Genomic DNA, 12828 nt, shown 5'->3' with positions numbered 1-12828 from the left:
AACAAGATGTAAATAGCACACAACCATCACTATTAATAAATTGCCCTAAACCATGTATGCTAGTGTCCATCTTTTACAATAAAGGCAATAAAATGAATAAAATAGGACTAATCAGCATTTTTAGTAGCTTCCTGCTTTTAGCTGCTTGTGAACAAAACAGTGATTCCAACGACACCACCAACGATAATGAAACTGTAGTACAGTCATTGGCAGAACAGCAAACAGAGGCATCTTCCAACGAAGCTTTAGCGTCTTCCAACTATCCCAAAACGATTCCCACAGGACGTTTACCTGAATCGATTAGCCCTACCGAATATGCCATACATTTAAAGGTTGATCCTGATCAGCCAACATTTACGGGTAAAGTTGTTATCAACCTTAAGCTAGAAGAAACTACTTCCCATATATGGTTGCACGGCAAAGACATAACAGCCCGAAGCGTCACCCTTACTCCCAAAGGTGGAACAGGCATCACAGGTACTTATGAGGAAGTTGACCCGACAGGAGTTGCTAAACTCACTTTTGACCAAGCTATTACGGCAACTTCTGCGAAGCTCGTCATCGAATACGAAGCCCCATTTAACGAAGCTTTAGAGGGTTTATATCGTGTTAAAGACGGTGAACTTAATTACGCTTTCACTCAGTTCCAAGCAACAGCAGCTCGTTTAGCGTTTCCTGGATTTGATGAACCGGCCTTTAAAGTTCCTTTTAATTTTAGTCTAACAGTACGCAATGAACATAGCGCTTTCACTAGTACTCCAGCGGTTTCTGAAACAGACCTTAGTAACGGCTGGAAAAAGATTGTTTACGCAAAATCCAAACCTCTGCCAACGTATCTCGTTGCCTTTGCAGTGGGTGAATTCGATGTGGTTGAGTGGCAAGACATTCCTGCAACAGAGATTAGAAGCGAGCCTGTACCGCTTCGTGGTATTGCGACAAAAGGCAAAGGACATAAACTCACTTATGCGTTAAAGAATACCAAAGATATCCTCAACGGGTTGGAAGAGTACTTCCAAACTCCATACCCATACAAAAAGCTCGATATTGTGGCCGTTCCGGACTTCAATGCCGGCGCCATGGAAAACGTGGGGTTAATTACCTATCGAGAGCAATTGTTATTGTTTGATAGCACTATTTCTCTCGGGCAGAAGCGAGCTTACATGAATGTCCATGCCCATGAGCTCGCCCACCAGTGGTTTGGTAACCTTGTCACGCCAGTGTGGTGGGACGACATTTGGTTAAATGAAGCTTTTGCAACTTGGATGGCGCATGTGTCGAATAATGAGGTCTACCCTGAGCAAAAATTCCGTCAAGCGTTATTAGAGCGCTCTTTGCGAGTCATGACTTCTGATAGTTTAATTAGCGCGCGCCAGATTCGCCAGCCAATCGAAAGCAATCATGACATTCAATCAGCCTTTGATGGTATTACCTACTCTAAAGGCGGCGGTGTTTTAAGCATGTTTGAATCCTTTTTAGGGCCAGAAAATTTTAGAGCAGGTATCCAGCACTTCATGGATAAGTTCGCGTATAAAAACGCTACTGCACAAGACTTTATTACAGCCATTGGTGAAAAATCCCCGCACATTCCGCTAGAAACCATTCAAGCAGCTTTCAATAGCTTCTTAGAACAACCAGGCATCCCACTGCTCAATGTTGAACTGGCTTGCAGTGACCAAAACAAAGCATCCATTCAGCTACAACAGTCTCGCTACTTACCTCTAGGCTCGAAAGGTTCTACTAAACAGACGTGGCAAGTTCCAGCCTGCTTTAAATATGCGATTGATGGCAACGAGCACCAGTTGTGTGAGGTTCTGGACGGCAAAAAGCAAACCATCGAAATTCCTGAAGAAGGCTGTCCGGCGTATCTGATGCCGAATGCGAATGGCGCTGGCTACTACCGTTTCAGCATGGACAATGATGGCTGGCAGTCGCTTCTAAGCCATAAAACTCAACTGAGCACAGAAGAAATGATGTCCCTGAATAACAGCCTTCAGGGTGCTATTAACGCTGGTAAAATGACGTTCACTGACCTCGTTGAAATCGCACCTCAAATTATTGCTTCTGATGCCGAAGCAATCGCTATGGGGCCGAGCAAACTGTTCAGCTTCGTTTATAACGAGGTTGCAGAGTCTGACGAGCAACGAGCTAAATTAGCCAGCTTAAACCGTGATCTTTATGGCTCTAAGCTTACTCAGCTAGGGCTAGAAACTCAGAAGGAAGATGCGGTTAACACCATTAAAATGCGCACAGAGTTAATTAACTTCTTGTCAAAAGAAGGTGAAGACAAGGCGGTCAGACAATACCTAACCGATATGGCCATCGCTTACACAGGTTACAAAAAAGATGGCAATATTCACCCAGACAAAGCTGATAGTAACGTTATTGGTACTGCACTTTCTGTGGCAGTCGAAGATCTCGGTGTGCCGTTCGCTAAGCACTTAAAAATGCTACTCGACTCGTCTAATGATGGTACGGTTCGAGGCCGTTTGCTTGGAGGCTTAGGCGCTGTTGAAGATCCTGCTTATGCAAAAGAGCTCCGCGAACTGATTTTATCGGAAGAACTTCGTGATAATGAAATCTACTCGATCATGATGGGCCAGCTAAGCAATGACGAATTACAGCAACCTATGTGGGAGTGGTTCAAAACCAATATAGAGGGCGTAAAATCACGCATTCCTCCGTTCGGCCAAAATCGTTTACCTGTGGTGGGGCGTTTCTTCTGCTCAAATGATATGAAGCAAGATTTTAAGTCGTTCTTCAAACCTATCGTCGAAGAACTCGCTGGTGCACCAAGAGCCTACCAGCAAAGCATTGAGTCGATAGAGCTGTGTATCGCCCAAGTCAACTTCCATCGTGACAACGTTCAGAAGTACTTGAGTCAGTAAGACACCAAAAAGCGCTCCTCGGAGCGCTTTTTTATTATCTGAGTAATTCTTTTTTTACTTACTGCTTCTCTGCCAATAACTGTTTTTGGATAACTAGCATGGCAAAAACACCGTACCCTATCGCAAACATCAAGAAGGTCTGAATCGTGTCGAACAAAGAGAATAAATAAGGTGCGATACCGGTTGAAATAATCATTGTCGCTGATACTAAAGCCCTGATGGCACCCAAGTGTGTATTACCAAACACCTCAGCATAAAAAGAATTAATGACGGGGCCACTTGATGCGACTGTCATGCCCGCTAAAAACATAAAGGCCAAAAGCCACACTTTATGCTCGCCGACATACAAACAGACCATGCCTAAAATCAATGGTAATAAATACCAGCGCATGTACACACGCGGATGAGACGCATCCACCAAAGGCCCTGTGACTATCGCACCGAGGAAATGAATCAATCCATAAAGCATCAAGCCGTAAGATAACCACTCCATCGACCACCCCTTACCATCAACTAATAATGTCTGGTGGAAGAAGATGCCTGTAATCAAAAATGCTGGACCAATAATAGCAGGTAAAATCAACCAAAAACGCCAGTCCGCCATCACTTGCGATCGTGACCAGTCTTTGGTTTCTGATGCTTGTTCTGTTTTCTCCGACATTTCGTGAACAGGAACTAAGTCAGTTTTCTTCAACAGCCATAACAGTAGAGGAAACACGATAGCTAGAGCAAATATCGCGTAGCTGTGCCAACTCGTAGTGTGGCCGTAGTTCTTAAGAACATTTACCGCAATCGCAGGCATAATCATCTCGCCAAAGGCCATGCCTTGTAGCGATAAACTTACCGCTTTTCCTCTGTGCTGCGGGATATAGCGCATTAGCGTTGTCACCGCGATATGAGTCATTAAACCCTGACCACAAAGCCGAATACCTAGGTATGAGAAGAACAACATGATCAAGCTTGAGCTATTCGCGAACAGCAAACACGACGCAATTAAACCTAAAATCACTATCGTCGTGAACTTCTTTACTTCAATATCATCAATCTTTGCTCCGACGAAGAAAATCGTAAAGCCACTGATCAAGGTTGCGACCGAATAGACCAGACTCAGGCTGTCCTTTTCCAGCAGTAGATTGCCGATTAGGTCTTTATTGAATAAAGAAATAAAGAAGGTTTGTCCCAGGTTTCCCACAAAAACACAAAGAAAACCAAACAAAAGCAAATACTTATTACTTTTGACGAAATTAAGGTAGTTCATGACGACAGTCGTGACACAGGAGATTTGCTGCGCATTATACTCTTAGGTGACAAAAGTTTCAGCCCAGATAGAAAGCAAAGAAAAGCGGTTAATCAAGGTGAAGTATCAGCGTGATTACTCTTGGACTTCCTTAAGCCCTAACGACAGAAGCGCAGCCAGTAAACACATCACAGCCATTACTGCGAGCACCACCACATGACCAAAATATTGTGCGATAGCACTAAAGCCCACGCCTGTTAACAGTATCAAACCAATGATCGTATTCGACAGCGCAGTATAGGCTGCTCGATTATCAGCGGTCGCCATATCGACAAGGTGAGTCGATCGCCCAAGGCGAACACCGTGATAAGCAATCATCAATACAAACAACAAAGCAGGTAATACTATGCTGTGACGAACCAAGTCTAATTCAGCCAAAAATACAGTCGTACCTAGCGCAACCATTGCCACAATTGACGACAGCAATAGCACCTTACGGCTCGACTGATCAGCTAACCAGCCCCACACATAGCTACTTAAGAAACTCGCTAATGAGGATGCCAAGACCAATGCTCCTAGACCACCCAACATGGAGTCCAGATTTTCAATGCCGCCATTCCCGTTTAGCGTCACCATAAACGGTGGCGCTAATGCTGTAGCAATGAGTAATGCCCTGACACTAATAAATAATAATAATTGTCTATCTTTCAGAAGAGATAAATTTTTCTTCGCAACCTCTAGTGGGTTGCCCCCGCCTTCTGTCGCACCCGGCGCTTCTTCGAGCTTGGTGAACATTAAACTCGCAAAGATCCAAAGCGTGGCCGCAACTCCTAACGCAATCAGCACTAAAGTCATACGCTCGACATAACCTGAGGCAAGTACCAATCCAAAAATAATCACACCAGCCGAAGCAACAGAAGCCGCCAACCCAGTCACTTTACCGCGCATGGATTTCGAGACAGTTTTCCCCAGCACGTCTTTATAAGAAACCGAACACACGCTTCTCGCAATCGCCAGCACGCCCAATAGCACGACAATAACTATTCCCGCAGCCTTGCCCTCAAGGAAAATCGCGCTCAACAACATGCCGACGACCGATAAGCCCTGCACCAAGCTTCCTAGGGCCCACGCCCACTTGCGTTGTGGTAGACGTCTTAAAGCACCTGCAGTAAAAAGCTGAGGTAACAAGGCTCCCGCTTCTCGGATCGGAACCAATAAGCCGACTAGAAAGGTCGAAGCCCCTAATGCAGACAATAACCAGCTAAGAATCAGCTTAGGATCGATGAGGCCATCAGCAACTTTGGTCGAGGCCAATGACACAATATGAGTGGACACATTTTTAGGCTGATGATCGCAGGCCTGCTCAGGAATATCTTTGCAGACCCGCCCATCATCACCACTGTTGATCGCCTCGTAAACTTGCTCAACAGTGGTTTGCTTTGACACGCTAATGTCTAATCTTGGTTGATGAAGTTACGTAATACGTAGTGCAAAATACCACCATTTTTGTAGTATTCGAGCTCAACCTTAGAGTCTAAGCGAGACAACGCTTTAAAAGTCTTGGTTTTACCATCGCTACTTTTGGCTTCCACCTCGAGAGTTTGGCTCACCTCAAGACCGTCCGAAATACCCTTAATGGTGAAGCTCTCGTCACCACTTAAACCTAACGTCTCGGCATCTTCGCCATCAACAAACTCTAACGGTAACACGCCCATACCTACCAAGTTACTGCGGTGAATACGTTCGTAACTTTCAGCGATAACCGCTTTGATACCCAGCAACGTAGTACCTTTAGCAGCCCAGTCTCGCGACGAACCACTACCGTACTCTTTGCCTGCTAACACAATCAGCGGCGTCTTGTCGGCTTGATACTTTTGCGATGCATCGAATACGGTCATCGTGTCGCCGGTTGGGATGTGTCGAGTGTAACCACCTTCTTTATCCACCAACTGGTTTTTAATCCGAACATTAGCGAAAGTACCGCGCACCATGACTTCATCATTACCACGACGCGAACCGTACGAGTTGAACATACGAGGTTCAATGCCACGTCCTTTTAGGTATTTACCTGCCGGACTATCTTCTGCGAAGCCACCCGCAGGTGAAATATGGTCGGTCGTAATCGAGTCACCCAGTTTTAATAAAACGTTGGCGCCTTCGATGTCTCTTGGCTGCTCAACCTCTGGCTTCAAGCCTTGGAAGAAAGGTGCTTGTTTGATATAAGTCGATGAGTCGTCCCACTTATACACTTTATCAGTCGACACTTTCATATCGCGCCACTGCTGGTCGCCGTCAAAAATCTTGCCATAGTTTTTCGCGAAATCAGCAGGCGTTAGAACCTTGTTCATGATCTCCTCGATTTCCTCATTACTTGGCCACAAGTCTTTGAAGAATACAGGCTTTCCATCCGGTGTATGCGCTACTGGCTCGCTGTCAAAATCAATATCGACACGACCCGCCAGTGCATAAACCACCACCAACATAGGCGACATCAAGAAGTTCATCTTCACATCAGGGTGAACACGCGCTTCAAAGTTACGGTTACCTGATAATACAGACGCCACCACCAAGTCATTTTCTTTTACGGCTTTACCCACCGCATCCGGTAGTGGCCCTGAATTACCAATACAGGACGTACAGCCGTAACCGACTAAGAAGAAGTCCAACGCCTCAAGATCATCCAAAAGTCCTGAATTCTCAAGGTAATCCGTGACCACTTTTGAACCTGGAGCCAGTGATGTTTTAACCCAAGGCTTCACTCTTAAACCCAGCTCATTCGCTTTCTTCGCCACGAGACCCGCACCCAACATCACACTTGGGTTCGACGTATTGGTACAAGAGGTAATTGCCGCGATCGAAATCGAGCCATCGTGTAGCTCGTAATCTTGGTCGCTATCTTTATCGTCAACTTTGATCGTTTTCAGTAGGCCATTGTCGTTGTCCGCTGGGCTACGATCTTCAAGCGGCTGATAACCACGGCTGTAGTTTAGCTCCATCAAAGACTTGAACTGAGCTTTTAAATTGCTAATCGCAATTTTGTCTTGTGGACGTTTTGGACCAGACGCCGTAGGAACAACAGTGCTTAAATCTAACTCAACCACACTGCTGTATTCGATGTCGCTCTCGTTCTCGCGCCACAACATATTATTTTTGGTGTAAGCTTCAACACGCTCAATCGTTTCTTCGCTACGGTTGGTATCGCGCATGTAGTCCAGAGTACGATCATCAATCGGGAAGTAAGTCACGGTACAGCCAAACTCAGGTGACATGTTTGAAATCGTCGCACGGTCTGTCACTGTTAAATGGTCCAAACCTTCGCCAAAGACTTCAACAAACTTGCCAACAACGCCATGCTTACGCAGTAGCTCGGTAATCGTTAGCACCATATCCGTCGCCGTCGTACCAAGAGGTAATTTGCCCGTCAGTTTTAAACCCACGACTTCTGGCATAATAAAAAAGATCGGTTGACCAAGAATCGCAGCCTCGGCTTCGATACCGCCAACGCCCCAACCCACAACACCAATACCGTTGACCATTGGCGTGTGTGAATCTGTACCGACTAATGTATCTGGGAACAAAGCTCCATCGCGCTCAACCACGCCCTGTGCCAAATATTCTAGGTTAACTTGGTGACAAATCCCCATGCCAGGCGGGACCACTGTAAAATTGTTAAATGCGGTCTGCGCCCACTTTAGGAACTGATAACGCTCTTCGTTACGCTCGTACTCAATTTGGATATTCTTTTCCAGCGAATCCTTATCTCCGTAAAAATCCACTTGCACCGAGTGATCAATCACTAAGTCCACAGGAATGAGTGGGTTAACCTTTGAGCCTTCGACGCCATGCTTGGCTGCTTCGGCACGCACAGACGCCAGATCAACAACCGCCGGTACGCCAGTAAAGTCCTGCATCAAAACACGTGCAGGCTTATACGGAACCTCTTTCTTCTCAGGATTCGGCTTCCACTGCAACAAAGTGTCCACATGATCGCTAGTAACACCCAGTCCATCATGGTTTCTCAGTGCATTCTCCAACAAAATACGAATGGAAAAAGGCATTTTCTTAATGCCGTGGCCTTGTGCCTCTAGATCTTTTAGGCTCCAAATGTCGAAATCTTTGCCGCCAACCGATAAAGATTTCTTACAATCAATAACCTTGTCGCTCATCATGGGCTCCCTTTGGATTAATATGTTTTTAAAACAATAAAATCAATGAATTAAACTGTTTTCACGCTACTCTTCACTATACATCAGATAATCAATAACTTAAAACTTAGACCGTTAAGATCCTGTAAAATTACTTCAAAGTGCCTGAATACATGGAGAATTTCTTAAATTCTGATATCATTGCGCAGCTGTATTTTGTATTCAGTTGGTGTAAGTACAACGCCGTAAACCTTTGAATTTAACTGCATAACACAATAGGTCACATCCATGAGCCTTGCTGATAAAGTTTTAGCTGTTAATGACGATCTCCCGATCCGTACGAACCAACCGGTTCACAGCGGTAAAGTCCGCTCTGTTTACTGGTTAACCGAAGAAGATAGTGCACGCTTGATCAAAGAGCGCGGCTATGACGTGGTTGCAGACACGCCATTAGCGATTATGGTTATCAGTGACCGCATATCAGCGTTTGACGCAATCTGGCACGGCGAAGGCGGCATGAACGGTGTACCAGGCAAAGGCGCTGCCTTAAACGCTATCTCCAACCATTGGTTTAAGCTTTTCCGCGAAAATGGCCTAGCCGACAGCCACATCCTTGAGATCCCGCACCCGTTTGTGTGGATTGTGCAAAAAGCTAAGCCAGTTAAGATTGAAGCGATTGCTCGCCAATACATCACAGGTTCCATGTGGCGTGCTTACGAAAAAGGAGAACGTGAGTTTTGCGGTATCCGCCTTCCTGATGATCTAGAAAAAGACCAAAAGCTTGATGAGCTGCTAATTACCCCGTCAACCAAAGGCATTTTAAAGGGTATCCCAGGTGTCCCAGAAGCTGACGACGTCAACGTCACTCGACAAAACATCGAAGATAACTATGAAGCTTTCTCGTTCCGCAATAAAGACGATATCGACTTGTACGAAAAGCTACTGAAAGAAGGTTTTGACTTAATCAGCGACGAATTGGCCAAGCTTGATCAAATGTTTGTTGATACCAAGTTTGAGTTTGGTTACGTCAGAGGCAAAGACGGAAACGAAAAGCTAATTTATATGGACGAAGTCGGCACACCAGACTCATCACGTATTTGGGATGGCCCAGCATTCCGTGAACAGGGTAAAGTCGTAGAAAACTCAAAAGAAGGCTTCCGCCAGTTCCTACTGAACCACTTTGAAGACTCAGACATTCTGTTAAACAAAGACCGCATGGACGAACGCAAAGCACTGGCTCGTGATAACGACCTACCAACAGAAGCTTTAATGAACCTGTCAAAAACCTACACGGATATTGCTGAAAAGATCACTGGCGAAAAGATTGAATTGTCAGATAATCCTAAAGCAGAAATCACAGAGATCTTAAAAGACCAGTTTAAGTTGGTGGATTAAATTTTTATAGACACTGGATCCCGCGATTAAATCGCGGGATGACGTTAAATTTTGGTGTTTAAACTATAACACTCGTCATTCCGTGGCTTGACCACGGAATCCAGTCAAACAATACCTTGATATAAATCTTTCCATTCAGGATTTAGCGACTCAATCAACTCTAGCTTCCACTTTCTACGCCAGTCCTTTAAGCGTTTCTCTCTTTGGATAGCAGTGTAAGAACTTTCATGTTTTTCATAATAAACTAAGTCATGAAGCTTATATCTACTAGTAAACCCTTCAATCTCATCAGACTTGTGTTGCCAAACTCGCTGTATCAAGTCAGAAGTTACGCCGATATATAACGTTCCATTTCTTTTACTCGCCATGATATAAACGTAAAATTCCTTTTCCATCACAATCCTTTATGCTTATTTTAACAAAGACTCTGGATCCCGCGATTAAACCGCGGGATGACGTTAAGTGTTGAGGATATTAATAAGAACTTCGCCCGCCCTTCCAACGATAAAATAATCCACCACCGAACTCTCTGTCGGCTCTGGATTTACTTCTATCACTGTCGCACCTTGGCTTTTGGCGAGAGCGGCGAGGCCAGCGGCTGGATAGACTTGGCTAGAGGTTCCGACGGATAAAAAGACGTCGCAGGAGTAAGAGGCGCTTTCAGCGTCGCGCCACGCTTTTTCGGGTAAGGCTTCGCCGAACCAGACAACGGAGGGTCGAACTTGTCCACCACACTTTGGACATTCGATAACATCTTCGACTCCATCAGTATTTCCTTTATATTCTGCGCGACATTGCAGGCAGTGATTACTCCAGATATTGCCGTGAAGTTCGATAACGTCTTTGGAGCCTCCGGCTTGATGTAAGCCGTCAACGTTTTGCGTAATTAACGTAACACGTTGATCTTTAGATTGTTGCCACTTAGCTATGGCTTTGTGGGCATCGTTAGGCTTTTTACTTTTAAGTTCACTACGACGCCATTGATACCATTGCCAGACGCGGTTTGGATTTTTTAAGAAGCCTTCAATGCTTGCCATCTTTTGTGGATCGTATTGGCTCCACAGGCTTTCTTTGGTTTCTTCTTTGTAGGATCTAAAAGTCGCAACGCCAGATTCCGCAGAGACTCCAGCGCCAGTTAGAATGGTCACGCGCTTAGCGCGTTGAATAATACTTAAAACTTCGGGGTCAATCTCCATATCCTGCGGCAAACTACTCTAATGAAAGGCCGCTAAAGTCAAAGCGCGTATCAACAACCTCGCCTTTAGCACCAGTTTCTTTTAACGCTTTTAGGTAGCGTTCCGCAGTTTGAGAATCCACATTCTTCTTTACTATTCGTGGCTCTTCTGCAGACACTTCGAGCAGTTTCTTAGCAACCTTATCATCAATTCCAAACAGCTCAGCTACTGCATGTTCAATATAATACTTCCCTTTGTCTAAATCTCCATATCCCTTTATTACAACTTTATGAGTACCTTCAGACATAGTTTCTCCAATTCTAATTACTTTAAGATTGAGTATCGATCAGCCAAACCTTTATACACTTGGTTTTTAAAGTCTTCTTGAGTTGGGTCAAGCTTTTCCAAAAGCTCAACCAATACTTCGTTGTCTTCAAGACCGTTCCACTCTTTGATGTAAGTACCGTCTTTATAACCGTTATCTTGGCGGAAAAAGTTAAGCGTATTTTTGCCAACATAACTTTTGAATAACTCTTCGAAAGGCATCTCGATTTGCCCCATGCAACCGGCAAAACTCGCACCATCAAAGTGTTGATACATTACAGCTTGGCCAGCCAAAACCTCTAACGTTTGCTTGAAGTCATCCTTAATCACTGGCTCCAACATTTCGCCCGCGAGCTCTTCCGCGATTTCATCGAAGGAAAGCTCGCCATCAATGCGTGAGCTCAAGCCAAAGTGAAAAATATCCACCAGCTCCATTTTTACTTGCTCAACGTCAGGCTTCTGATGCTTCCACCACTTCCAACCATGATGCTCTAACATTTCAGCACACTCGATCCAAATTGCGCGATACCACTCATAATTTTGGTCAAACCATTTTTCATGAACTTTTGTGTTCATCGCGTGCTGCATTTCCAGCATCACCGCGATTTGTTTTACCATCAATTCTTTATTCATTCTACTCTCTATACTTTTAAGTTTTTTTAATGCTAATCAATAATCATTTTATTACGCTCGTAAAACGTCACGAGCGAAGAAAGTGCGAGGCAAAAAAGTTAGTTTAAGAGGCGCGTTTACTCTAGTAAATAAGCTGATTAAATAACTTTTTTAACAAAGCAATTTCAAGCGCAGTAGTTTTACCATCCCTTACTTTTTTTAATCAACTCATACGCAGACTTAATCTCCTGCGTTTTCTCCGTAGCCATCTTAATCATCTCTTCTGGCAGACCTTTTGCCACGAGCTTATCAGGGTGATGTTGCGACATAAGGCGACGATAAGCTCGCTTAACCGTTTTTTCATCATCAGAACTTTTCACACCGAGCACTTGATAGGCTTGGTCAACGCTCGGTGCATCAGGTGGCTGCTGATAGGTACCGCCATGATTTCCGCCCTGTCCTTGCTGTGAATACCGATGGAAACCTTGTTGCGCTTGAACCATTTTGATCAGCTGATCGATCATGAAGCCTGCAAAGCCTAAATGCTTTCCGACTCGATGCAAAATCGCTCGTTCGTGCTCGTGAATCGTACCGTCAGCTAGCGCCATTGTGATTTGAACTTCGAGAAACATTTGCATCAGGTTCCTACGTCGCTGACACTCTTGCTTAAACTGTCTAAGCACAGCCTCTAAGTTAAAGTCATTGGCTTTACCTTGTTGAAATAAATCAATCGCAAACTTCCGGGCATCTTGATCCAAGCCCATTCGTTGCATCACATTTTCAGCATGGCGAATTTCGTTCTGCGTAACGGTACCGTCTGCTTTAGCAATATGCCCCATAACCGAAAAAGTAGCCGTGAAAAAAGCAGCTTGCACTCGCTCCTGATCACCTGGCGCATAACGCTCCTGAAAATCATCACTTTTCTTATCCAGTTGATGCCCCAAAACAGCGCCAATAATCGCACCAAGTGGCCCACCACCCAGCGAAAAACCCAGAACACCACCGATTACTTTTCCAAACCAACTCATTCGTTTAATTTACCGTTCTTAATTTAA

10 protein-coding genes are annotated in these 12828 nt (G+C 44.8%); 2 read left to right on the top strand and 8 right to left on the bottom strand.

Annotated features, from left to right (window positions below; translation table 11 throughout):
• The first annotated feature begins 92 nt into the window (after nucleotides 1-92).
• On the top strand, nucleotides 93-2885 hold the full coding sequence (locus tag KFK88_RS03595) for a M1 family metallopeptidase (RefSeq protein WP_223577286.1): 2793 nt from the start codon (nucleotides 93-95) through the stop codon (nucleotides 2883-2885).
• A gap of 58 nt (nucleotides 2886-2943) precedes the next feature.
• Here KFK88_RS03595 and KFK88_RS03590 read toward each other — a convergent pair whose 3' ends face one another.
• The 3 genes from KFK88_RS03590 to acnA form a co-directional block, all read right to left on the bottom strand.
• Nucleotides 2944-4077 (bottom strand): MFS transporter, encoded by a 1134-nt coding sequence (locus tag KFK88_RS03590; protein WP_396326627.1) that lies wholly within the window; start codon nucleotides 4075-4077, stop codon nucleotides 2944-2946.
• 180 nt (nucleotides 4078-4257) lie between these two features.
• Nucleotides 4258-5568: an MFS transporter gene (locus KFK88_RS03585; protein ID WP_223577284.1), complete on the bottom strand. Its 1311-nt coding sequence runs from the start codon at nucleotides 5566-5568 to the stop codon at nucleotides 4258-4260.
• 8 nt (nucleotides 5569-5576) lie between these two features.
• Nucleotides 5577-8288, bottom strand: coding sequence for an aconitate hydratase AcnA (gene acnA, locus KFK88_RS03580; RefSeq protein WP_223577665.1), 2712 nt, complete (start codon nucleotides 8286-8288; stop codon nucleotides 5577-5579).
• A gap of 267 nt (nucleotides 8289-8555) precedes the next feature.
• Here acnA and KFK88_RS03575 point away from each other — a divergent pair, with 267 nt between their 5' ends.
• Complete coding sequence (locus KFK88_RS03575) at nucleotides 8556-9662, top strand: phosphoribosylaminoimidazolesuccinocarboxamide synthase (RefSeq protein WP_223577283.1); 1107 nt, start codon at nucleotides 8556-8558, stop codon at nucleotides 9660-9662.
• Between the two features lie 104 nt (nucleotides 9663-9766).
• Here KFK88_RS03575 and KFK88_RS03570 read toward each other — a convergent pair whose 3' ends face one another.
• From KFK88_RS03570 to djlA, 5 genes are all read right to left on the bottom strand, one after another.
• On the bottom strand, nucleotides 9767-10057 hold the full coding sequence (locus KFK88_RS03570; RefSeq protein WP_223577282.1) for a GIY-YIG nuclease family protein: 291 nt from the start codon (nucleotides 10055-10057) through the stop codon (nucleotides 9767-9769).
• Nucleotides 10058-10120: 63 nt separating this feature from the next.
• Nucleotides 10121-10870, bottom strand: a complete 750-nt coding sequence (locus KFK88_RS03565) for an SIR2 family NAD-dependent protein deacylase (protein ID WP_223577281.1) — start codon at nucleotides 10868-10870, stop codon at nucleotides 10121-10123.
• A gap of 1 nt (nucleotide 10871) precedes the next feature.
• Nucleotides 10872-11144 carry a hypothetical protein gene (locus KFK88_RS03560; protein WP_223577280.1) on the bottom strand — a complete coding sequence of 91 codons (273 nt, stop codon included), beginning with the start codon at nucleotides 11142-11144 and terminating at the stop codon, nucleotides 10872-10874.
• A gap of 17 nt (nucleotides 11145-11161) precedes the next feature.
• Nucleotides 11162-11794 carry a dUTP diphosphatase gene (locus tag KFK88_RS03555; protein ID WP_223577279.1) on the bottom strand — a complete coding sequence of 211 codons (633 nt, stop codon included), beginning with the start codon at nucleotides 11792-11794 and terminating at the stop codon, nucleotides 11162-11164.
• A gap of 179 nt (nucleotides 11795-11973) precedes the next feature.
• The gene (djlA, locus tag KFK88_RS03550) at nucleotides 11974-12801 is read right to left on the bottom strand and encodes a co-chaperone DjlA (protein WP_223577278.1); all 828 of its coding nucleotides are present in this window, start codon (nucleotides 12799-12801) and stop codon (nucleotides 11974-11976) included.
• Between the last annotated feature and the right edge of the window lie 27 nt (nucleotides 12802-12828).

The sequence above is a fragment of the Kangiella taiwanensis genome, from assembly GCF_020005165.1.
GTDB lineage: Bacteria > Pseudomonadota > Gammaproteobacteria > Enterobacterales > Kangiellaceae > Kangiella > Kangiella taiwanensis.
This window is presented reverse-complemented; position numbering and strand designations above follow the sequence as displayed.

Coding starts and splice junctions, on each gene's coding strand:
- KFK88_RS03595 (WP_223577286.1), top strand. CDS start 93: ATGAATAAAATAGGACTAATCAGCATTTTTAGTAGCTTCCTGCTTTTA.
- KFK88_RS03555 (WP_223577279.1), bottom strand. CDS start 11,794: ATGAATAAAGAATTGATGGTAAAACAAATCGCGGTGATGCTGGAAATG.
- KFK88_RS03570 (WP_223577282.1), bottom strand. CDS start 10,057: ATGGAAAAGGAATTTTACGTTTATATCATGGCGAGTAAAAGAAATGGA.
- KFK88_RS03560 (WP_223577280.1), bottom strand. CDS start 11,144: ATGTCTGAAGGTACTCATAAAGTTGTAATAAAGGGATATGGAGATTTA.
- djlA (WP_223577278.1), bottom strand. CDS start 12,801: ATGAGTTGGTTTGGAAAAGTAATCGGTGGTGTTCTGGGTTTTTCGCTG.
- KFK88_RS03575 (WP_223577283.1), top strand. CDS start 8,556: ATGAGCCTTGCTGATAAAGTTTTAGCTGTTAATGACGATCTCCCGATC.
- acnA (WP_223577665.1), bottom strand. CDS start 8,288: ATGAGCGACAAGGTTATTGATTGTAAGAAATCTTTATCGGTTGGCGGC.